Here is a 21,274-nt window from a genome sequence, read left to right as displayed (position 1 = left end):
CCCGGTACATTATGAAAATCCCCATGCAAACGGGCGAGATTCTCGCGCCGATCCGGAAGCCGCGTCTGCCCGGAGAGAACGAGAGCAGCATGAAAAGCGCAGCAGCGCCGGCTCCCATGAAATACTGAATACAGAAACCATCCCGGATACTGTCGTGCTGTCAAAGACATCCCGGTAACCTGCAAACCCATGAACACTCCATCAAGACCCGTCGCCGTTTTCCTGCTGAATCCGGCTTCGATGGATCGCATTTACGGCGAGGAAGAACGCGCCGACATCAGCCGGCTGGCGGCTGTACCGCCTCCGTTGCTCACCGCCCAAACGTGGCGCGAGCATCCTGATGTCTGCCGAAGCGCCGAAGTCATTTTCTCGGGATGGGGCATGCCCTGCGCGGATGAGGAATTCCTCGCGGCGTTTCCCGCCCTGAAAGCCGTTTTTTACGGAGCCGGTTCGGTCAAGGGATTCGTTACCGACGCGCTCTGGCAACGCGGGATCATTGTCTCCAGCGCCGGCGCGGCCAATGCCGTGCCGGTCGCCGAATTTGCCGTTTCACAGATTGTCCTTTCCGCCAAACGCGTCTGGCACCTCGCAGCCGTGACGCGTGCGCGTCGCGCCTTCCCGCCGTCTGCCGACCGCGAATCGCCCGGCATGTATGATTCCACGATCGGCCTGATCTCACTGGGCACGATCGGCCGCATGGTCGCGCGGCGGCTCCAGGATTTTCATGTCCGCGTAGTCGCTTGTGATCCGCTGATCGACCCGCTCGAAGCCGCCCGTCTCGATGTGGAATTGTGTTCACTGGAGGACGTTTTCCGGCAGGCCGATGTGGTGAGTTGTCATACGCCCTGGCTGCCGGAGACCGAGGGGCTGATTCAACAAAAACACTTCGCCTCCATGAAGCCGGGCGCGACCTTCATCAACACCGCCCGCGGCGCGATCATCGACGAAAGCGGCCTGATCGCCGTCCTGCGGGAGCGTCCCGATTTGTGGGCCCTGCTCGATGTCACCTGGCCGATTCCTCCCGAGCCCGGTTCGCCGCTCCATGATTTGCCCAATGTCATGCTCACGCCGCACATCGCCGGCAGCATGGGGCCGGAATGCCGCCGCATGGGCCGCGCCATGGTCGAGGAGTTTCAGCGTTACCTGAGCGGCGCACCGCTCGGTCACGTCATTTGTCGCGAACAGGCGCTCGTCATGGCCTGATCTGATATACCCTGTTGTCTGTAGTATCTCCTCGATCGGGAACATGCCGTGGTGCCGGGGGTGTTTTTCTCCGGCCGAAATCCGGCATGGATTCGCGATCTGTTTTTCTTTTTTTTCGAAATTCCGCTTGCCGATGTTGCCAAAATGGCAACATTCTTCCCGCCTCAACCGTGCGCATCATCAAAAACAACCGATTGCAGGAACTCGCTGCCCGGCATCCGACTTGCATCCCCGCTGTCAAGCAATGGAAACGGAACATAACCCGGAACACATTTACCGATTTGGTCAGCCTGCGGAAGCTGTTCCCCCATGCCGATCAGGTTGCCGTCAAAAGCAGGAAAACCGTCACCGTCTTCAACCTCGGCAACCACTACCGCCTTGTCACCGCCATCCACTACAATCGTGCCCAGGCATTCATCCTGCGTCTGTTGACTCACGCTGAATACGACAAAAATTCCTGGAAAAACGAATTATGAAAAAAACCAGAAACAAACTCAGCTTCGAGAAACTCCCCACCACCTACGAAGGGCTGGTGAAGCTCCACATGCCCCGCCCCATCCGCGACAAGGTTGCCTATGACAACACCGTGGAAGTGCTGGACATGCTTGTGCTCCCCTATTGCGCCGGCGAGCTCAATGCCGATCAGGATGACTACGCCCAGCTGCTCACCGATCTTGTGGAAGCCTATGACAAGGAGAACGCCCCGGACGAACCGGAAGCCAGCGGGCTGGATGCGCTCAAGTATCTGATGGAAGAGCACGACATGACCGGAAGCGACCTTGCCCGGATACTCGGTGTGGACCGTTCCGTTGCCAGCCGCATCCTCAAGGGGGAGCGCAACCTGACAACCGCGCACATCAAAGCCCTGTCTGCGCATTTTGGCGCCAGCCCGGCCACCTTTCTCGACTGATGGGCCTGCGCGACTACGCAGATGCGTAATATCAGTAAAGATATGCGAAGCCGGTGAGGGCGCGGCGCCGTCCTCGCCGCTGGACACGCGCAAGCTCGCCTGTTCCAGTCAGTTCAGGCGGGACTTCGTCCCGTCCGGCGGCGAGGATGCCGCCGCTCCTTTTTGATACAACCGACTGCAACCCGGTATCAAGCAGTGGAACGTGATCCCTGCGGTGCAAATCGGGTTCGACTCCCGGGTTTTGACGGGCCTCCTCTTTCCCGGAGGCCTGTTTTTCTGTGGCGCTGCGGGGAAAAGCGCCGGCAAGCCGCTCAGCTTTTCCCGGCGCGTTCGGCCTTGCGGCGTTCGTTGCCGTTGAGGATGCGTTTGCGCAGGCGGAGGCTTTTCGGCGTGACCTCCACAAATTCGTCGGCGGCGACGTATTCGATGGCGCGTTCGAGCGACATTTTCACCGCCGGAGTGAGCTGGATGCCTTTGCCATCGCCCTGCGAACGGAAGTTGGTGAGCTGTTTCGCCTTCATCGCGTTGACCGGGATGTCTTCCTGGCGCGGGTTCTCGCCCACGATCATGCCTTCATAAACATCCTCGCCCGCTCCGACGAAGAGGCGTCCGCGTTCCTGGATGCTTTCGAGGGCGTAGGCGGTGGTGGTGCCGGCTTCGGTCGCAATGAGGGTGCCGGTCTGGCGTGTGGTGAGCTCGCCGGCCCAGGGGCCGTACTCCTTGAAAAGGTGCGACATGATGCCGTGTCCGCTGGTGGCGTTGACGAGATCGACCTCGAATCCGATCAGGCCGCGCGTGGTGATGGTGGCCTCGATCATGGTCGTGGTGTTGTGCTTCTCCATGTTCGTGATCTGGCCCTTGCGGTTGGCGAGGTTTTGCATGATCGCGCCGACGCAGTCTTCCGGCACTTCAACCCAGAGGGTTTCGTAGGGTTCCTGGCGGGTGCCGTCCTCGGCGGTGCGCTCGATGACGGTGGGACGGGAAACGAGCAACTCGAAGCCTTCGCGGCGCATCGTCTCCACGAGGACCGCGATCTGCATGGCGCCGCGGGCCTTGACGTTGAAGGCGGCGGCGGAGCCGGTGTCCTCGACGAAAATGGAGATATTGGTTTTCACCTCCTTGTAGAGGCGGTCGCGGAGCTGGCGCGAAGTCACGTACTTGCCGTCGCGGCCGACGAGCGGACCGTCGTTGACGCAGAGCTGCATCTCGAGCGTGGGCGGGTCGATGTCGGTGAAGGGCAGGGCCTTGGCGTCCTCGTTGGCGGCGAGGGTGTCGCCGATGTCGATGTCCTCGAAGCCGGAGAGGCCGACGATGTCGCCGGCGGAGGCGGTGCCGGATTCGGTGGTGCTGAGGCCGGTGTATTCGAAAACCTTGCTGATCTTGCCGCGCACACGCTTGCCGTCGGAGTGGCGGATGACCCACACGGGGTCGCCGATGCTGATGGTGCCGCCGAGGATTTTTCCGACGGCGATACGGCCGACGTAGTCGCTCCAGTCGATGTTGGAAACGAGCATGTGGAAGGGCTGGTTGGGGCGGGCGAAGGGAGGCGGGATGTGCTCGAGAATGACGTCGAAGAGCGGGGTCATGTCCTTGTTCTCGTCGGTGAGCTTGCGCTTCATGTAGCCGTCGCGGCCGGAACCGTAAACGACGGGGGCGTCGAACTGTTCCTCGGTGGCGTTGAGCTCCATGAGGAGTTCGAGCACCTTGTCATACATGCCGGCGGGGTCGGCGTTGTCGCGGTCGATCTTGTTGATGACGATCACGACCTTGAGGCCGTGGTTGAGCGCCTTGCGGAGCACGAAGCGCGTCTGGGCCTGCGGACCGTCGTAGGCGTCGACGAGCAGGAGCACGCCGTCGACCATGCGCAGGGCGCGTTCGACCTCGCCGCCAAAGTCGGCGTGGCCGGGGGTGTCCACGATGTTGATCGTCTTTTCGTGCCAGCGGACGGCGGTATTCTTGGCCTTGATGGTGATGCCCTTCTCGCGCTCGAGGTCCATGGAGTCCATGGCGCGTTCGGCGACCTGCTGGTTGGCACGGAAGGTGCCGGCTTGCTTGAGGAGCTGGTCAACAAGAGTGGTTTTGCCATGATCGACGTGGGCGATAATGGCGATATTTCGGATATTCTGGTTCATAAGCACGACAGGGCGTGGTAGCGTTTTTCGACTAAAAGGGGTCAAACGTGCCGACGCCCGGGACGAGTTTCAAGACGGATCGGCAGAAGGGGGAGGGATGTCATCGGAAGTGAGGGTGGCATGGGCATCCTTGCCCATGAAGTGGCACGGGCTTCCAGCCCGTGTTCCGGAAGGCGGCGCTTCGCGCCGTCCACGGGCAATGATGCCCGTGCCACTTTTTCTGCCAATCCGGCATTCACCACTTCCGATTACACTCCCCCCGTTTGCCGTGGAGCCGAAATTAGGGTTGAACAGCAGCGGACGCGCCGCACTGTCCGCGTTGGCCAGGTGCCATGCATGGGCAGGCGCGCGAATCCCGCCAGGACCGGAAGGTAGCAACGGTAGTGACGTTCTCCCAGTGCCGTGGAGTGCCTGGCCACTTTTTTTTACCCCGCAGGCAGGAGCGCCTTTTTCCAGGCGTCGGGCTTGAAGCCGACCAGGCCGGTGCCGTCGGACGCGAGGACGAAGGGACGCTTGACGAGGTTGCCGTTGCCGCGGAGCAGGTCGAAGGCTTCGGCCTCGGTCAGGTCGGGAAGTCTGGCCGCCAGATTCTGCGCGCGGTAATCCATGCCGGAGGTGTTGAAGAGCCGGCGGATTTCGCCGCCCTGGGCGCGGAGCATGGCGCGGAGTTCGGCGAGCGCAGGCGGCGTTTCGCGGATGGGGCGTTCCTCGAAGGCGAGGCCGTGGTCGCGCAGCCACCGGGTGGCGTCGCGACAGGTGCTGCATTTGGCGTAGGTGTAGATGACGAGCGGCGGTCTGGACATGAGGCAGGCAAGGTGGCACGGACGGCGGGGCCCGCGCCATGTTTTTTACTCTGCGGAGGCGGCTGGCGCGGCTGCGGGTTCGGGGGCGGCAAAGGCAACCTGCACGGCGCGGTTGATGGCGGGCACACGGGCGGCGCCGTGGCCTTCGTCCTCGTAAAGGTAAAAACGGGTGGAGAGTCCGCTGGCGGAGAGGGTGGCGGCGAGTTCGCGGGCGTTGTCCACCTGGCGGCGCCGGATGACCATTTCCGCGCGATGGGCGAGGCGCGGGTCGGGGCGGGGGGTCTGCTCGCTGGAACCGACGCCGATGACGAGATCGGGAACGGCCCCGGCGGCCTTGAGTGGCGGGAGCAGGTTTTTTTCGAACGCTGCCTTTTCGGAGAGGATGTGGCGGTTGGCCCACCAGATGGAGGGACTGCCGGCGACGTAGTGCCGGAAAAGGGCGGGGCGGGTGAAGAGAACGTGCAGGGTGAACAGGCCGCCGTAGGAATGGCCGAAGAGCGTCTGGCGCGCGGGGTCGATTCTGAATTCCGAGGCGATGAGCGGCTTCAGGTCTTTTTCGAGAAAATCGAGAAAACGGTCGGCGCCGCCTTGGACCGCACCGGAGAGGTCCCCGGTGTCGGAGAGGTCGGCGGCGGGCGGCGTGTAGTCTTCGGCCCGGGCGTTTTTGTTTTTTTCGTCTCCGGTGTACCCGATGCCGACGACGATGCCGGGAGTGATGCCGAAGGCGGCGGCGCGGGGTTCGGCGCTCTGGACGAGAAAGGCGGCGAGCGGGAAACTCGTATCGCCGTCGAGCGTGTAGAGCACGGGATAACCGTCGGCGGGCGGCGGGGTTTCCGGGACGGAAACGAAGATGCGGTAGGTATGTCCGGTGATGGCGGAGGGCAGGTCGAGCTGCCGGCTGCGGACGAAGGAGGGAGAGTCCTGCCAGTCGGCCGCCGGGGAAAGGCTGACCGACGCAAGGAGGACTGCTGCGGTGATGGCGGTGCGGATCGGATTCATGGCGGGAAAAGAGAGAGGAGGAACAGCGGGGTTGCCGGCGCCGGGCCGGATTGCGGTCAGGTTGAGGCTGATTTCGCAGTCCGGAGCCCGGGCCCGGAACGTGGCGGTTGCGGTTGTCGCGGGATCGCCCGTTTCGGGTTGAAGCTCCGGACTGCGGTCCAGCCGGCGTTTACCAGGCGTAGCGGAAGCTGAGCGAGACGTTGCGGCCGGAGCCATACCAGGCGACGCCGCCGCCGCCGGCGCTGGAGGTGGCGACGTAGGTCTTGTCGGCGAGGTTGCTGGCGGTGAGGGCAACCGAGGCGCCCTTGAACGAAGGGAATTTTTTCCCGAAATCGTAACGGATGGCAGCATCGAAGAGCGTGTAGTCGGGCACGCGCAGGGCGGGGTTGTTGGTGTTGTCGCCCCAGGTCTTGCCGACATAGCGCACGCCGGCGCCGACATTGAAGCCTTCGAGGAAGCTCTCGGGCAGGGTGTAGTCGAGCCAGAGGGAAGCCATGGTGTCGGGGACGGCGGTCATTTCGTTGCCTTTGTTGTTGGTGTCCTTGGTGATCTCGGAATCCATCCAGGTCCAGGTGGCGATGGCGTCGAAGCCCTTGAAGAAGGAAACGCGGCCTTCGAGTTCGACACCGCGGATGCGGACTTCTCCGGTCTGCACCTGGTAGCCGGCGTAGAGGGGGTCGGGTGTGCTGACGTTGGTCTGGGTGAGCTGGTAGACGGAGGCCGTGAAGAGCGCGTTGAGGCCGGCGGGTTTGTACTTGAGGCCGACTTCATACTGCTCGCCTTCGGTCGGGTCGAACGGGTTGCTGCCGCGGGCGGGGGCGGTGCTGCCGCTGACGGGTTCGAAGGAGGTCGAGTAGCTGGCGTAGGGGGCGAGACCGTTGTCGAAAAGCCAGGTGAGGCCGGCGCGCCAGGTGAACTTGCCGGGGTCCATCTCGCTGGTGACGCCGCTCAGGCGATTGAGGGTCTTGTTGTCGGTCCAGTCGTAGCGGGCTCCGAGGGTGGCGCGCAGGTTTTTCCAGGATGCCTGGTCCTGGAGGTAGACGCCGGTTTGCCATTCGGTGACGTCGCTGCTGCTGCGGGGCAGCAGGTAGAGAGGGTTGGTGGCGTTGCCGACGCCGGAGTAGACGGGATCGAAGATATTGATCGGGGGCACGGCGCCGGGGCCGGTTTGCAGGCGGTTCTCGCGGTTGACGTCGTTCCAGTCGGTATGGAAATAGTCGATACCGGCGAGCACGGCGTGGGCGAGGGGGCCGGTGTCGAAGTTGGCCTGGAGATGGGTGTCGACGGCGAAACCGTCGGATTCCCCGGTGCCCCACATGAAGCGGCGGGGCCACATGCCGGTGGTCGTGTTGACGGCGCCGACCCCGCCGACAACGGCCTTGTAGTCGGTCTCGACGTGGGTGTAGCGGAAGTTTTGCCGGAAGGTGAAGGTGTCGTTGAGGATCTGCTCGAGGGCGTAGCCGAGGGAATACTGGGTGCGGTCGTAGTTGTTCCAGTCGGGTTCGCCGAGGAAGGTGGAGGGGCTGATCTTGCGGCCGTTGACGGAATGGAGGGTGCCGTTGGCGGGGAGGAACTGGTAGGTGGAGCCGCCGGAGTCGTCCTGGTACTGGGCGAGGAAGGTGATGCTGGTCTTTTCGGTGGGGTTCCACGAAAGGCTCGGCGCGAAGAAGGTGCGCCGGAGTTCCGTGTGATCCACCTCGGCGTCGCCGTCGCGGACGAGGCCGACGAGGCGGAACTGGACCTTGTCGCTGGCGGGAGAGGCCCCGCCGATGTCGAGGGTGCCCTGCACGGTGTTGTGGCTGCTGGCCTGGACACCGATTTCGGTGTGTGATTCCACGGAGGGACGTTTGCTGACGGAGTTGACGAGACCGCCGGGGGAGACCTGGCCAAAGAGGACGGCCGAGGGGCCTTTGAGGACCTCGATGCGCTCGAGGCCGAAGGTGTCGAACTGGGCCCGGGTCCACTGGCCGCCGTTGAGGGTGCGCAGGCCATCGAGATAGACGTTGTTGCTGCCACCGCTGTCGCTGGCCTTGAAGCCGCGGATGGTGAGGGTGTCGTTGCGGCTGTCGATTCCCTGGAATTCGGACTGCACGCCGGCCACGTAGCTGACCGCTTCGGTGAGGCGCTGGACACCGCGTTTGTCCATTTCGTCACGGGTGACGATGGTGAGCGACTGGGGAATCTCGACCAGGGAAGTGTTGGTCTTGGTGGCGGTGGCCGTGCGCCCGGCAACGAAACCGGAAACGCTGGCAAGGGCGTTGTCCTGCGGACGGTCACCGGTGACCTCGATACCGGGGAGAACGGTGGCCTGGTTGGCGGAGCCGGCCGGAACCGGGGATGACGAGGAGGCAGGATCGCCGTCAGCGGGGGCTGTGGCGGACGGTGTGCCGTCGGAGTCGCCGGCGGTCGCCGCCGCTACGGGCAAAACCGGTGCGCCGAGCAGGCACGCCAGAAGGAAAATCGGGTTGCGGGTGTGTTTGGTAATCATGACGGGAATCCTGGTTCGTATGAGGGAGTGCATAACGAATCACTTGAATTGGAGACTCATTCTCAAATAAAGAAAAAAAGTCCCGATTCCCGATTATTGGCAGGTGATATCCGCTCAGTTGGTCTTGCTGGCGATGACGAGGACGCCGGCGAGGATCAGGGCGCCGCCGGTCCAGTGGGTCCAGGTGAGGCGTTCGCGGAGGAAAACGGCGGCGAGGACGATGGCGAAGACGACGCCGAGTTTGTCCACGGGGGCGACGCGCGAGGCTTCGCCGAGTTGCAGGGCGCGGAAGTAGCAAAGCCAGGAAAGGCCGGTGGCGAGGCCGGAGAGAACGAGAAAAAGCCAGGTGCGGCGGGAGAGGGTGGCGAGTTCGCGGACCGGCGCGGGCGCGGCGGCGAGGGCCACGGCCCAGGCGAAGACGAGGATGACCACGGTGCGGATGGCGGTGGCGAGGTGCGAGTTGACGCCGGCCACGCCGACTTTGGCGAGGATGGCGGTGAGGCCGGCGAAGAAGGCGGAGAGGAGAGCCCAGAGGAACCAGTTCATTGGTCGGTCGATGAGGGAAGAGGGAGGAAGGTCGGCTGGCAGGCGGGCGCTCTTGCGCGGATCACGCGCTGATGACCAGCGGGCAGTCGAAGCAGGGGTGGCGCTGCACGCGGACTTCGTGGCTGAAAGCGTGGCGGAGGGTGTCCTCGCGGAGCACGGCGTCGGGCGTGCCGCAGGCCGTCACGCGGCCAGCCGTGAGAAGCGTGATGGTGTCGGCATAGCGGGCGGCGAGGTTGAGGTCGTGCAGGACGGCGAGCACGGCGGCGCCGCGGTCGCGGGTGAGGGAACGGGCGATTTCCAGAACCTGGTTCTGGTGATGCAGGTCGAGGCTGCTGGTGGGTTCGTCGAGAAAGAGCAGCGGGCGGTGGTCGGGCGAGGCGGCGTCGTCGGGATGGGCGTCGCCGGGTGTGACTTGGGCGAGCACGCGGGCGAGGTGGACGCGCTGCTGCTCGCCGCCGGAGAGCGTCAGGTAGTTGCGGTCCTCGTAACCGGCGAGGCCGACGCGGTGCAGGCAGTCGAGGGCAATGGCGACGTCGGCGTCGGTCTCGATCTGGTTGCGTTGATGCGGTATCCGGCCGAGGAGCACGACTTCGAGCGCGCGGTAGTCGAAGTGGAGTTCGGTGTGCTGGGCGAGCACGCCGCGACGGCGGGCGAGGTGGCGCGCGCGGTGCCGGGCGAGCGGGATTTGCCAGAGCTCGATCTCGCCGGCGGTCGGATGGAGTTCGCCGGTGAGGAGCTTGAGGAGCGTGCTCTTGCCCGCCCCGTTGCGGCCGATGATGGCGTGGAATTCGCCGGGGCGAAGCGTGAGGTCCACGTCGGCGAGGAGCGTCTTGCGGCCGGCGTCCACGGTGTAGGCGAGGCCGCGGGCGCTCAGTACATGGGAGGCGGTGGTCATGGCGTGCCGAGGCTTTTTTTGCGGAGGAGGAGGTAGAGGAAGAAGGGGGCGCCGATGGCGGAGGTGACGATGCCGATGGGCAGCTCCAGCGGGCTGACAATGGTGCGGGCGGCGAGGTCGGCAAGGACGAGCAGGAGCGCGCCGAGGAGGGCGGAGGCCGGGAGCAGGAGGCGGTGGTTGGGGCCGCGCCAGAGGCGTATCAGGTGAGGCACGACAAGGCCGACGAAACCGATCATGCCGGTCATGGCGACACTGGAACCGACGCCGAGGGCGACCATGGCGACGATGATCCACTTGGCGGCTTCGACCGGGATGCCGAGGTGGCGGGCGTTGGCCTCGCCGAGGAGGAGGGCGTTGAGCGTGCTGGCGAGGAAGGGCATCACGCAGAGGCAGAGGAGGATGGGAGGGGTGGCGCTGAGGACGGATTTCCAGGTGGCGCCGCCGAGCGAGCCGAGGAGCCAGAAGGTGATGGCGCGCAGTTGTTCCTCGTCGGAAAAATAGGTGAACAGGCCGGTGCCGGCGCCGCAGAGGGCGTTGATGGCGATGCCGGCCAGCAGCATGGTGGCGACGTTGGTGCGGCCATCCTTGCGGGCCAGCGTGTAGATCACGCTGATGGCGGCGACGCTGCCGGCGAAAGCGGCGACGGGGAGCGTGTAGAGGCCGAGAAAACTGAAGCCGAGGACGATGGTGGCGGAGACGGCCAGGGAGGCTCCGCTGGAGACGCCGAGCAGGCCGGGGTCGGCGAGGGGATTGCGGAAGAGGCCTTGCAGGGCCGCGCCGGAGACGGCCAGGGCCGCGCCGACGAGCACGCCGAGGACGACGCGGGGCAGGCGGATGGCGTGGAGCACGGCGGCTTGCTGGTCGGCGAAAGCGAGCTTCGGATGGAGCGCGGCGAGCGTCTCCGCCGGAATGCCGAGCTTGTGGAGCAGGATGGCGATGACCTGCAGGGGGCTGATCTCGACGGCACCGATGCCGGTGGAGACGATCATCGCAATGACAAGGAGCGCCGCAAGGACGAGGAGGACGGGCCAGCGACGCGGTCGCGCCACGCCGGGATGGGCAGCGGGTGTGGCGGACCGGACCTGGTCACGGGTCGAGGATGGTGACATGTTGGCGGCGAAAGTGGCGTCGGGCTCGATTGTACAGGTGAAAACGGAGCACGTTGACGGCCCGACGCCGAACACTCAACAAGCCAGATCCCGGGAGAGGGAAATTTTTATTCCGGATAGAGATCGCGGTGGAGTTTTTCGACGTGGTCGAGGTAGCGGGTGCCGATCCAGCGGATGCTGCTGTCGACCGGGTAGATGGCTTTGTCGCGGCCGGCCGGGGTGTCCGCCACGCCGGGCAGGGTGAGGATGTTGTCGATGGTGAAGCCGCGTTGCAGGACGATGATGACGTCGGGGGCGAGGGGGGCGAGCGTCTCGGGTGAGACGGGCGTGTTTTCGGTGGCGGTGGAGGCGTAGCGCGCGCCGGCCAGCTCGACCAGCCGGGCGGGACCGCTGCCGGCTCCGTAAAAGATGCTGTTGGTGGCGCCGCGCCGGTAGATGAAGAGGACGTTTTTCTTTTGGGTGATCCTGGCGTTGGCGGCCTGGAGACGGGCGAGGCGGGCGTCGATCGCCTGGGTCAATTCCCTGGCGGCGGCTTCCTTGTCGAGCAGGGCGCCGATGGCGGCGAGGCGGCGTTTGAGACCCTCGATGCCGTCCTTGGAGGAGTTTTCGAGCACGAGCACGGCGAGGCCGGCGGCGCGCAGCTGCGTTGCCGGTTCCGCCCGCAGGGCGTCCTCGGTGGCGAGGACGAGATCGGGCTTGAGCCGGGTGATGGCCGCGACGTCGGGGCGGTAGGGATGACCGAGGTTGGCGATGGTCTCGCCACCGAGGAACTCGGCGGCGGAGCTGTCGGCTCCGATGACGAGAGCGGCGGCGTCGAGGTCGCGGAGAATCTCGGCGGAGGAGCGGTTGAGGACGACGATGCGCCTGGGACTGTCAACCGTCACTTCCACGCCGTCGGCGCCCTGGACGGGAGCCGCGCGCAGGGTCAGGCCGGAGAGAAGAAGCAGCAGGAGGATGCGTTTTTTCATGATGAGGATTTGGTTGTTTTGTCGGTGGTGGAAAAATGCAGGAAGAGGGCCGCGGACAGCAGGAGGAGGGCGCGTGCAAGGGCGAAGCCGGGAGTGGCGGCCCAGGCGAAAAGAGGCCGGCCGAAGCAGCCGCAGCTAATGTCGAGGCCGCGGACGAGCGCCTGCCCGAGGGCGAGGACAAACAGGGCAGTGATTGCCACCGCCAGGGGGCGAAAAACCTCTCGCCACCGGTTGGCGAGCAGCCCGGCGCCGACGAGCAGTTCGAGCCAGGGGAAGACGGCGGCAGTCAGGCGCAGCAGCGAATCGGGCAGGGGCAGGCGATAGGCGAGCAGGTCGAGATAAAACTCCCGGGTGGCCGCCAACTTGGTCAGACCGGCCCAGAGCAGGAGCAGGCCAAGCGCGAGCCGGGCGAAAAGCACCCCGAGGCGCATGCGAGGCGTGGGGAGGTTTGTGGCCGCCGGTCGGTGTGGCTCAGTTGTCGGAGAGGACCGGCTCATGGTTCTACCGGGACGATTTCCAGGCGCGGAGGCGTGTCGCGCTCGGGGAAAAAAACACGTCTGGCCCGCAGGGCGTCGGTCAGCAGGCCGGCGGCGATGGCCAGCAGCAGGACGAGGCCAAGCCTGCCGATTCGGGACCGGATACCGGGCGCACGTCCCGGCGCGGCGGAGGAGGCGGCGGGAACGGTCATTTTTCCAGCATCTGCCCGATGGCGTTGGCAAAATAAGCGGCGGATTCGTAGCCTTTGATTCTTGCCTGAACGTAGCGCCCGTCGGGGGTGCGCTTGCGCAGGAGAAAGTAGGGGGTGGCGCCAACACTCAGGTGGGTGAATTCGGCGTGGTCGGCGGCGACTTCCCGCTGGTTGGTTTCGTCGCGGGCCCAGCGTTCGATTTCGGCCGCATCGGGACCGCCGGGGCGGGCGAGGGCGGCGAACAGCCCGGACGCGGGCCGGTGGGCCTCGCGGAAGAGCGAGTCCGCGAGTTCCCAATAGAGGCCGGCGCGAAGGGCTCCGCGGGCAATGGCGAAGGCGGGCGCATTTTGCTCGTCGGCTTTCGGGGCGTTGACAACCACCCAGCGGACGAGGCCGGTGTCGATGAAGCGTTTCCTGATCGTGGGAAACTCGCGTTCGTGAAAGGCCTGGCAGTGCGAGCAGAGGAAGCTGGTCAGCTCGATCACTACCAGCGGGGCGTCGGCCGGACCCAGCGTCGGGCGTTCGGCGGGGCGGAAAGGAGGACCCAGTTGCGGGTCAATGGCCGCCGGGGGGGCGCCGGCGGCGTTGTCCGCCCGCGCATGGCTCCCGGCCAGCAGGAGAGCGGCGAGAAAGGGAAGGATTTGTTTTCGAAGGGAAACAATCATGCTTTTTCGGGAGGAATGGCGGAAGGAGGATGCGGTGGATACAAGGAAGGGAAAAACGCAGTCCGCACCCGGGGAATGCGGACCGCGGCGGAGGGAAGGCTCAGAAGCTGGCCTTCACTCCGGCCCAGATACGGGCGCCATCGATCGTGTAGCTGGATTCTTCGTAGCTGATCTGCTTGTCGAAGAGATTCATGACGCCTCCGTAGAGGGTGAAGGTCTTGTTCAGCTTCCAGGAGCCGCCGATATCGACGGTGGCGTAGTCGGGCGCGGGACTCGCCGCGGCGGCGGAGCCCGAGTTCGTGACGATGTCACCAGCGGGCACCGATTCCTTGCCCCGGTAGATCACCCGCACGTAAGCGGTGTAAGGCCTGGTCCTGGGACGCCAGTTCAGCGAAAGGCTGGCTTGTTTCTCGGGCAGGTCGTTCAGCGAACCATGCCGGTTATTCCGGGTGTCATCGATTTTGGAGTCGAGCAGGGTTCCCGTGAACTTCAGCGCGAGGGATTCGGTCAACGGCACGTCAAGCGTTGCCTCCAATCCCCGGATTTCCGCTTCGTCCACATTGGTGTAAGTGGTGCTGCCGGCGGGAGCCCCGGTTTCGCACCAGGCTCCACTGCCGACGCAGGGGACGCGCATGATCTTGTCATTGAAGTTGGTCTGATAGGCCGTCACACCCAGTTCCACGCCAACCGGGAATTTGTAGATGAAGCCCAGTTCGTAGGTGCGGGAGGTTTCCGCATCCAGGTCGGAATTGCCGTAAATGCTGCCTCCCCGGCTGCTCGATCCCCAGTCCTCGATGGTCTGGCGCAGGTCGGGGGCGCGGAAGCCGTAGGACACGCCGGCCTTGACGGTGAGGGCGGAGGTGGGCGTATAGACGCCATAAACACGCGGCGTCCAGTGGGCGCCATAGAATTCGTCATCGTCCATGCGCAAGCCGCCGGTGAGGGCGAAGCTGTCGAAGATCCGCCACTCGTCATCGGCAAACAGAGCCCAATTGGTGTGGTCGGTGCTGTCCGAGGCCGTGTTGTTCAGCTTCTGGTTCGCATCGGTCAATTTCTGGAGGCGGTAGAAGAGGCCGGTGTTGACGGTATTGCGTCCGGGAAGAGGAATGATGAACGAAGTCTGCCCTGTGAGGTTGCCGAGTTCCTTGTCGAAGGTCCCGGAATTGCTGGGCGTCTTCGCCGTGGCATCTTCGTATTGGACATAGCTTTCGGAGGTGGCCCAGCCCCAGTTGCCGGAGTGGCTGACCGCATACACCATGCGCTCCTGCTCGCGCTCCGTCAGGGAGTCGCTCAGGGCCAGGGACTTGCCGGGGGTGGAGATCGTCTCCTGCTGGTAGTGGCTGACCTCGAAGATCAGGCTATGGTCGTCCGACACCTTCCAGGAGAGCTTGGCGGTCAGGCTTTCATCTTCACGCTTGGGGGAGCCGCCGATGTAGTCGCTTTCCTCCGTGCGGGCGACGGAGCCGGAGAGCTGGAGGCCCAGCTTGCCGGCGATCAGGGGGCCGGAGACGTAGAAGTTGGAATCCAGGATGGTGCTGCCATCGGAGGAAAACGGAACCGTGGCATTGGCGCGGACGCTGCCGCCCCAGCGGTCGGCGACGCGCTTGGTGATGACATTGATCACGCCGCCCATCGCATCGGAACCGTAGAGCGAGGACATCGGGCCGCGGATGACCTCGATGCGCTCGATGGTTTCCAAAGGCGGGAGTTGGTTGCCTTCGCTGACGTAGCCGGCATTGTCGTTGCCCCGGGGAAGGCTGGTGCGGCTTTCGCGCGAGCTGAGGCGTTTGCCATCCACCAGGATCAGGGTGTATTTCGCATCCATGCCGCGGATCGAGATGTCCTTCGAATTGCCGGAGCCGGGAACCACGGTGACGCCGGGGATTTCCATCAAGGCGTCGGTCACTTCGCGGTAAGGCAGAGCTTCGAGCTGCTCGTGGGTGACGACGCTGATCGAGGCGGGGGCATACTTGACCTCCTGCTCACGGCCGGCGGCGGTGATGACGAGTCCGTCGAGAGTCACCGCGGGTTCATTGGACTCCGCCGCCGGAGAGCCGGCTGGCGGAGTTTCGATGACCTCGACCTGCGGTGCCGCAGACGGGGTTGTATCAATTCCGGAGGCCGAAGGAGAGTCGGCTGCCAGTACAAGGCCGGTGAACCCGAGGAATATACCGATACGAAGCCCTTTTCGGGCGAGGGAATATGAGTTGAGCTGGTAATTGCTATCCATGATCAACTCTGAAAACAAGACTCAGTCTCGACAAGGAACCAGCCCGATGACTGTCCATTCGCGGCAAAATCCATTCAATCCGGAGCACAAGGCCGTTTTATATTGCCATATGTTGGCAGCAGGTAAATGCGGTCGGGGAATTCGCCGGTGATCTGGCCGGTGTCATGCCGCCGGCCAAACGGATCAGGCGGGATGCCGGCCTCTCGTATATCCGGGAGGGTGCTTCGTATGTTTCTTGAAGAAGCGACCGAAGTTGGAGGGGGGGTTGAAGCCGAGTTGATACGCGATTTCGCTGATGGTCAGCGTGGAGTAGTGAAGCAGGCGACGGGCCTCGAGCAGGAGGCGATGGGAGATCAGGTCGTTGGGGCTGCGTCCGGTACTCTGGCGCACCGCGCGCGAAAGCGTGGAAACCGAGACCTGCATCAGGGCGGCATAGTCTTTCACCCGGTGCTTTTCGGAAAAATGGTGTTCGACCAGCAGGGAGAATTCCCGGGACAGGTGCTTGGCGGCGGCCTCCGGTTCTTCTCCGGAAGTCCGGTTTTCGGCATGGCGGGCGCACTGGATGAGGATGAACTCGAGCAGGGCTCTCAGGCCGTGGTCCCGGTAAGGGCCCGGGCGTGTATATTCCCGCAGCATGCTTTGGCAGGCCTGGTCGATGCCCTCCCGATCTTCCGGGGGCACCGGGATGATCGGCCGGGAGGTAGCGGGATCGAGAAACGGGAGGCCGGCGTGTTCGCCAGCCAGAGCCGGGCGCGAGGCGAAAAGACGTGTATCGAAGGCGATGATATACCCGCGGACATCCTCGGAAAAATCCCATGTATGCACTTGGCCGGCAGGGATAAAGACGAGCGTGCCAGGCTCCACATCGTAAACTTCGAAATCGCTGTGGTGGCGGATCTGCCCTTCGGTAAACCAGAAAATCTCGAAGAAGTCGTGACGATGGTGATCCATGAACACGGGTTTCCTGTATTTCGCCGCGAAAGCACGAATGGCGCAGAGGCCGTCAAGGCAACCCGGCAGGCGGGGAATGTTCCGCCTGGCTACCCGGGGACGGCGTGCCTGTGGCCGACGAACCGGAGCGGAATATTCAAAAACGGGACGGGAAGCATGCACGATAGCCAAATGACAGGAAACGGAACCAGGACCCAATCCCGGGACCCAAAAGCAAAAACCATGCGAGCCTTCCCCGCGGTGCAGCAGAAAGAGAGGAAAACCCGGGAGGCCGGAGAGCCCGGTCTCCGGAGTCACTCCCGGTCAGGTCGCCCTGCTTCCGGAAGCGGGAGCAAAACGGGACCGGCAGGGATTGAATCCGCGAGGTTTCGTTTTTATGTCCGTGAGGAGTGGACTCTCTCCACTGCCCGCATGGCGCGTTGAGGCTGCGCGGAGGTGGAGAGAGCAAGGGAGGCGGTGGAGGGATTACTTCGACTCCGGGTAGAGCTGGCGGTGGAGTTTTTCGATGTGGTCGGGGAAGCGGGTGCCGATCCAGCGGATGTTGTTGTCCACGGTGAAGGCGGCGCGGTTTTTGCCGGCCGGGGTGAGGTTGACACCGGAGATGGCGAACACGGCATCCATGTTGCCCATGGCGGCGACGCCGCGTTCGAGCAGGATGAGGGCGTCGGGCGAGGCTTGCACGAGGGCTTCGGCGGTGAGGGGTTTGGTGCCGGTGGTGAAGTCGGCGGCATTGCGCGCGCCGGCCAGCTCGATCAGCCAGTGGGAGCCGGTGTTGCGGCCGTAGATGAAGGCTTTGCCGGGGCCGTGTGTGTAGAGGAAGAAGACGTTTTTCTTTTTCGCAACCTTGGCGTTGGCGGCTTCGATGGCCGCCATCCGGGCGTCGATTTTTTCGACGATGGCCCGGCCCTCGGCCTGTTTGTCAAAAATGGAGGCGACAACGGCGACGCGGCGTTTCAGTCCTTCGATGCCATCCTGCGCGGAAGGTTCGAGGACGAGCACGGAAAGGCCCGCGGAACGGAGCTGCGCGGGGGCGGGGTCGAGCAGCACGTCGGCGGTGCCGAGCACGAGGTCGGGTTTGGCGGCGATGATGGCCTCGATGTTGGGACGGTAGGGGTGGCCGAAGTTGGCGATCCCTTTTTCCGCCGCATCGGGAATGATGCCATGCGTGGCGACATCCGTGCCGACGATGCGGGAGGCTTCGCCGAGATCCTGGAGAATCTCATAGTTGGATGTATTGAGAGACACGATACGACGGGGATTGTCGATGGTGACGGTGACGTCGTCGTGGCTTTTCAGGGAAAGGCCGAAAACGGGAAGGCTGAGCGCCGGAAGGAGGAGGGCGGTTAGTATGGTGCGGTGCATGATGTTGGTGACGGGAGGGAGGAAAAGAACAGGGGGAGAAGGGCGTTATGGGCGGGATTGCCCCGGCTGGCCGGTGCGGTCGGCGATGAGGGTGACGAGGCGCTGGTTTTCCAGATCGAGGGTGCGACGGGCGACCTGCGCCTCCTCGAGTTTTTGGGCGGCTTCGAAGACGGCGATGCGGGTGGCTTCGCGGTCTTTTTTGAGTCGGGCGAGCTGTTGTTCGCGTTCGGCGACGGTGGTCTTCAGGGTCGCCACTTCGGCTTCGAGGGCGGCCGTCTCTTCGGCGATGCGGCGACTGTCGGCTTCCCATCTGGCGATGCGTTCGGCTTCGCGACGGGCTTCCCCGGCGGCGCGTTCGGCGGCGCGACGTTCGGCGTCCTCGCGGGCTTTTTTTTCCGCGACGGCGCGCTCGGCGGCGGCGGCGGCTTCGATGCGTTGCTGCTCCGTCTGGCGGGCCAGCTCGGCGGCGGCGGCGTCCTGGGTGTACTGCCAGAAAAGCCCGCCGAAAATGGCGAGGAAGATGACGGGAACGATGATGTAAAGGCGGTTCATCGAATTGCGGAATGCGGATTGCGGAGTGCGGATTATGGAGCGACGGGCGCGGCCGCGGTGAGGCGGGTGGCGGTGGCGGCGAGGCGGGTCCGGTCTTGCCGGGCCTCGGCGAGGTAGCCGGTGAGGAAGGCCTGTTCGGCGGCGATCGCCTTGAGCTCGCGCTGGTATTTTTCGAGGGCGTCGGCCTCGGGCGGGATGTCCTTCTCGAGGCGCTGGAGGGTGCGGACGAGCTGGTCGCGCTGGCTGCCGGCCTGGTCGCGGCGGGCGAGGGCGGCGTCGCGGGCGGCCTCGCGTTCGCGGCGGCGGGCTTCGCGTTCCTCGCGCTCGCGTTTCCGTTTTTCCTGGGCGGCGATGGCTTCGGCATACGCGATGCGGCGGGCCTCCTGCTCGGCGGCGATGCGCTGGCGCTGCTCCTCGATGCGCGCGGCGGCTTCGGTGCGCTGGCGTTCCTTCCAGGTGGCGGCGTGCCGCCAGTAAAAGCCGGCAAAAACGGCGAGAGCGAGCAGGGGCGCGACAGTGTAGAGTGCCGAGGGTCGAAGGCTGAAGGCGGATGATTTGGCGGGCGGGCGGATCATTGGTAATCGGGTGTTTTTTCAGCTTTCAGTTTTTCAGTCCTTCGGTCTTTTCCGTGAGGGCTGCTTTCAGGCGGGCGAGTTCTTCGGGGCGGGAGTCGGGAAACGTGGCGGCGAGATCGACGGCCCTGGCGGCCTCGTCGTAGCGGGCGAGTTCCCAGGCGAGGAAGGCAACCCAGGTGTGGGCGAGGCCGGGTTTTTCGACAGAGCCTTTGGCGAGGCCGGCGCGGGCGGTGGCGAGGGCCTGGTCGGGATGGCCGGCGCTGTAGAGAAGCTGGCTGGCCTGGAGGTCGAGCTGGCCTTCTTTCGGGAAACGGGCGGTCGCGGCGGCGTAGGTTTCGAGGGCGCGGTCGGGGCGCTCGATGCCGAGCCAGGCGGCGGCGAGAAGCTCGTAGTTGCGGCGGGTTTCCTCGATGCGGCCGTCGCGCAGGCCGGCTTCGAGGAGGGCGATGGCGTGTTCGGGTGAGCCGAGGTTGAGGTAGAGGCCGACGAGGTTCTGGTTGTCTTTCGGGGTGTCGAGCGCGCCGTGTTTTTGTGCGCGTTCGATGGCATGGATGGCCCGGAAACTGGCGGAGCGGGCGGCGGAGGGGCGGTCGGGTTCGCCGGCGGCGGCCACGGCGGCGACATTGAGCCAGGCGCCGGCGAGCTGGCTCCAGTAGCCCTTGTTGGCGGGGGCGACGGCGACGAGGCGTTCGAGCGTTTCGGCGACTGCGGCGGGGTGGCCGAGTTGCTGGTGGGCGGCGAGGAGGATGACAAAAAATTGTTCGCCGGGGACCGCGGTGAGGGCGAGGCCGCGCCCGGCGGCGGCGAGGGTTTCGCTGAGGATGGCCTTGTCGGGCGCGGCAGGATCGGCGGTGGCGAGCGCGTAGAGCAGCGAGGCGAGGAAGGACTGGTATTCCGGAGTCGGCGGCGTGGGGGGAGGGGGGGCGGTTTGCCGGAGATAGTCGAGGGCGCGCCGGTAGCCGGCGCGACGGTCGGCGGGCGTGGCGGTGGCGGGCAGGCCGGAGGCGAGGGTGTAGTGGAGCTGTGCGAGGGTGCGGAGAACGTCGAGGCGGGTGGCGGGCGTGAGCCAGGCGGCTTCGCGGGGGGCGCGGGCGGTGTGGGTGGCGTCGAGCGCGAGGATGTTTTCGAGCGGCGGGATGGCGGCGGCCCAGGCGCTTTGCGAGAGGAGCATCTGCGCCTGGAGTTGTTGCAGGACGAAGCGGTCGTAGGTATCGGGTTTGGTATCCGGGAGGAGGCTGGCGATGAGCGCGAGCGCGGCGGGGTAGTTTTTGGCCTCGGTGGCTTCGCGGAGAGGGCCGAGTTTTTCGGAGAGCGCGTAGCTGACCTCCGGCGCCGGGGCGTCGGCCCGGCAGGGAAGGCCGGGCTGAAGGCTGAAGACCGAAAAGAGAAGGGCCACGCGAACGAGCGTCGGAAGGGAGGAAGATGTCATGGCGCGTCTCCCAGGTTGAAGGTGAGGGTGATCTGGACGTTGGACGTGTTGACCGCGGCGCCGCCCTTGCGGCCGGGTTTGAATTTCCAGCGCTGGATCGCCTGGAGGACGGGTTGCTCGAATCCGGGATGACTGCTGCGGAGGACGCGGGGCGCCCGCACCTCGCCGCGCGAATCGACCACAAACGCCACGAGCACCGAACCGGAAACGCCTTCGCGGCGAAGCTGGTACGGGTACTCGGGTCGGATTTGCATGATCGGCACGGGCTTCTGGTCGAGAGAGCCGAAGTCGAACAACGTGCCGAGTCCGCCGGGCCCGGCGGTGCCGCTGCCGGGGCGTCCGGCGGGCACCGCGATCAGGCCGGTGGGGACGGACGGGCCGGGCGGGGGCGGCGGCTGGATGTTTTGCACGAAGGCGGTGGGATCGACGACGACGCTGGGAGTGTCGATCAGCGAAGGGGGCGCAACGGCGTCGGGCGCTCCGCCTCCGGCCTCGGTTTCAGTGTAGTCGACGGTTTCGGGTTCCTCGGGCTCCTCGGGCGGCGGGAGCATGACCTCGAGCGTGGGGATTTCTTCGACCGGCGGCGGCGCGGCCGGCGTGGAGCGCCACTGGCCGCTGAAGGCGAGGCCGGCGTGGAGCGCCACGGAGACGAGGAGAGCGATGAGCAGGTCGCGGGACACGGAGAAATGCGGAATTCGGAATGCGGAGTGCGGATTGACTGAAAGAGGAGGAGCCGTGCGGGTCGGATTCGGTTGCGGTTTTGCGCGCC

At 65.1% G+C, this 21,274-nt stretch carries 21 protein-coding genes; 3 read left to right on the top strand and 18 right to left on the bottom strand.

All coding sequences use genetic code 11. From position 1 onward, the window contains the following. Positions 1 to 189: 189 nt before the first annotated feature. From OPIT5_30325 to OPIT5_30315, 3 genes are all read left to right on the top strand, one after another. Positions 190 to 1,203, top strand: coding sequence for a glycerate dehydrogenase (locus OPIT5_30325; GenBank protein AHF93822.1), 1,014 nt, complete (start codon positions 190 to 192; stop codon positions 1,201 to 1,203). 170 nt (positions 1,204 to 1,373) lie between these two features. Beyond that, the gene (locus tag OPIT5_30320; GenBank protein AHF93821.1) at positions 1,374 to 1,679 is read left to right on the top strand and encodes a hypothetical protein; all 306 of its coding nucleotides are present in this window, start codon (positions 1,374 to 1,376) and stop codon (positions 1,677 to 1,679) included. Continuing rightward, a complete protein-coding gene (locus OPIT5_30315) occupies positions 1,676 to 2,113 on the top strand; it encodes an XRE family transcriptional regulator (protein ID AHF93820.1) in 438 nt (145 codons plus the stop codon). Before OPIT5_30320 ends, OPIT5_30315 begins: the two co-directional genes overlap by 4 nt. 311 nt (positions 2,114 to 2,424) lie before the next feature. On the opposite strand, the gene OPIT5_30310 is transcribed toward OPIT5_30315, so the two are convergent. The 18 genes from OPIT5_30310 to OPIT5_30225 form a co-directional block, all read right to left on the bottom strand. Then, positions 2,425 to 4,245 carry a GTP-binding protein gene (locus OPIT5_30310; GenBank protein ID AHF93819.1) on the bottom strand — a complete coding sequence of 607 codons (1,821 nt, stop codon included), beginning with the start codon at positions 4,243 to 4,245 and terminating at the stop codon, positions 2,425 to 2,427. Positions 4,246 to 4,670: 425 nt separating this feature from the next. Then, positions 4,671 to 5,048 (bottom strand): ArsC family transcriptional regulator, encoded by a 378-nt coding sequence (locus OPIT5_30305; GenBank protein AHF93818.1) that lies wholly within the window; start codon positions 5,046 to 5,048, stop codon positions 4,671 to 4,673. Between the two features lie 45 nt (positions 5,049 to 5,093). Further along, on the bottom strand, positions 5,094 to 6,047 hold the full coding sequence (locus tag OPIT5_30300) for an alpha/beta hydrolase (protein AHF93817.1): 954 nt from the start codon (positions 6,045 to 6,047) through the stop codon (positions 5,094 to 5,096). Positions 6,048 to 6,216: 169 nt separating this feature from the next. Then, the gene (locus OPIT5_30295; GenBank protein AHF93816.1) at positions 6,217 to 8,568 is read right to left on the bottom strand and encodes a TonB-denpendent receptor; all 2,352 of its coding nucleotides are present in this window, start codon (positions 8,566 to 8,568) and stop codon (positions 6,217 to 6,219) included. A gap of 81 nt (positions 8,569 to 8,649) precedes the next feature. Next, positions 8,650 to 9,081: a membrane protein gene (locus tag OPIT5_30290; protein AHF93815.1), complete on the bottom strand. Its 432-nt coding sequence runs from the start codon at positions 9,079 to 9,081 to the stop codon at positions 8,650 to 8,652. Positions 9,082 to 9,142: 61 nt separating this feature from the next. Continuing rightward, complete coding sequence (locus OPIT5_30285; GenBank protein AHF93814.1) at positions 9,143 to 9,976, bottom strand: hemin ABC transporter ATP-binding protein; 834 nt, start codon at positions 9,974 to 9,976, stop codon at positions 9,143 to 9,145. Next, a complete protein-coding gene (locus OPIT5_30280) occupies positions 9,973 to 11,085 on the bottom strand; it encodes an ABC transporter permease (GenBank protein ID AHF93813.1) in 1,113 nt (370 codons plus the stop codon). The genes OPIT5_30285 and OPIT5_30280 overlap by 4 nt, the downstream gene beginning before the upstream one ends. Positions 11,086 to 11,192: 107 nt before the next feature. Then, complete coding sequence (locus OPIT5_30275) at positions 11,193 to 12,053, bottom strand: hypothetical protein (protein AHF94942.1); 861 nt, start codon at positions 12,051 to 12,053, stop codon at positions 11,193 to 11,195. Continuing rightward, positions 12,050 to 12,484, bottom strand: coding sequence for a DoxX family protein (locus OPIT5_30270; protein AHF93812.1), 435 nt, complete (start codon positions 12,482 to 12,484; stop codon positions 12,050 to 12,052). Before OPIT5_30270 ends, OPIT5_30275 begins: the two co-directional genes overlap by 4 nt. 62 nt (positions 12,485 to 12,546) lie before the next feature. Further along, positions 12,547 to 12,741, bottom strand: coding sequence for a hypothetical protein (locus OPIT5_30265; GenBank protein AHF94941.1), 195 nt, complete (start codon positions 12,739 to 12,741; stop codon positions 12,547 to 12,549). Then, complete coding sequence (locus OPIT5_30260) at positions 12,738 to 13,406, bottom strand: hypothetical protein (protein AHF94940.1); 669 nt, start codon at positions 13,404 to 13,406, stop codon at positions 12,738 to 12,740. The genes OPIT5_30265 and OPIT5_30260 overlap by 4 nt, the downstream gene beginning before the upstream one ends. Before the next feature lie 100 nt (positions 13,407 to 13,506). Further along, entirely contained in the window at positions 13,507 to 15,636 is a 2,130-nt protein-coding gene (locus tag OPIT5_30255) for a TonB-denpendent receptor (GenBank protein ID AHF93811.1), read from the bottom strand. A 183-nt stretch (positions 15,637 to 15,819) separates the two neighbouring features. Continuing rightward, positions 15,820 to 16,587: a hypothetical protein gene (locus OPIT5_30250; GenBank protein AHF94939.1), complete on the bottom strand. Its 768-nt coding sequence runs from the start codon at positions 16,585 to 16,587 to the stop codon at positions 15,820 to 15,822. Positions 16,588 to 17,052: 465 nt separating this feature from the next. After that, positions 17,053 to 17,949, bottom strand: coding sequence for a hemin ABC transporter substrate-binding protein (locus OPIT5_30245; GenBank protein AHF93810.1), 897 nt, complete (start codon positions 17,947 to 17,949; stop codon positions 17,053 to 17,055). Between the two features lie 45 nt (positions 17,950 to 17,994). Then, positions 17,995 to 18,501: a hypothetical protein gene (locus OPIT5_30240; protein AHF93809.1), complete on the bottom strand. Its 507-nt coding sequence runs from the start codon at positions 18,499 to 18,501 to the stop codon at positions 17,995 to 17,997. A gap of 32 nt (positions 18,502 to 18,533) precedes the next feature. Beyond that, positions 18,534 to 19,076 carry a hypothetical protein gene (locus OPIT5_30235; GenBank protein AHF93808.1) on the bottom strand — a complete coding sequence of 181 codons (543 nt, stop codon included), beginning with the start codon at positions 19,074 to 19,076 and terminating at the stop codon, positions 18,534 to 18,536. A gap of 25 nt (positions 19,077 to 19,101) precedes the next feature. Continuing rightward, entirely contained in the window at positions 19,102 to 20,505 is a 1,404-nt protein-coding gene (locus OPIT5_30230; protein AHF93807.1) for a hypothetical protein, read from the bottom strand. Next, positions 20,502 to 21,185 carry a biopolymer transporter TonB gene (locus OPIT5_30225; protein ID AHF93806.1) on the bottom strand — a complete coding sequence of 228 codons (684 nt, stop codon included), beginning with the start codon at positions 21,183 to 21,185 and terminating at the stop codon, positions 20,502 to 20,504. Before OPIT5_30225 ends, OPIT5_30230 begins: the two co-directional genes overlap by 4 nt. Positions 21,186 to 21,274 lie beyond the last annotated feature (89 nt).

Source organism: Opitutaceae bacterium TAV5, assembly GCA_000242935.3.
Lineage (GTDB): Bacteria > Verrucomicrobiota > Verrucomicrobiia > Opitutales > Opitutaceae > Geminisphaera.
This window is presented reverse-complemented; position numbering and strand designations above follow the sequence as displayed.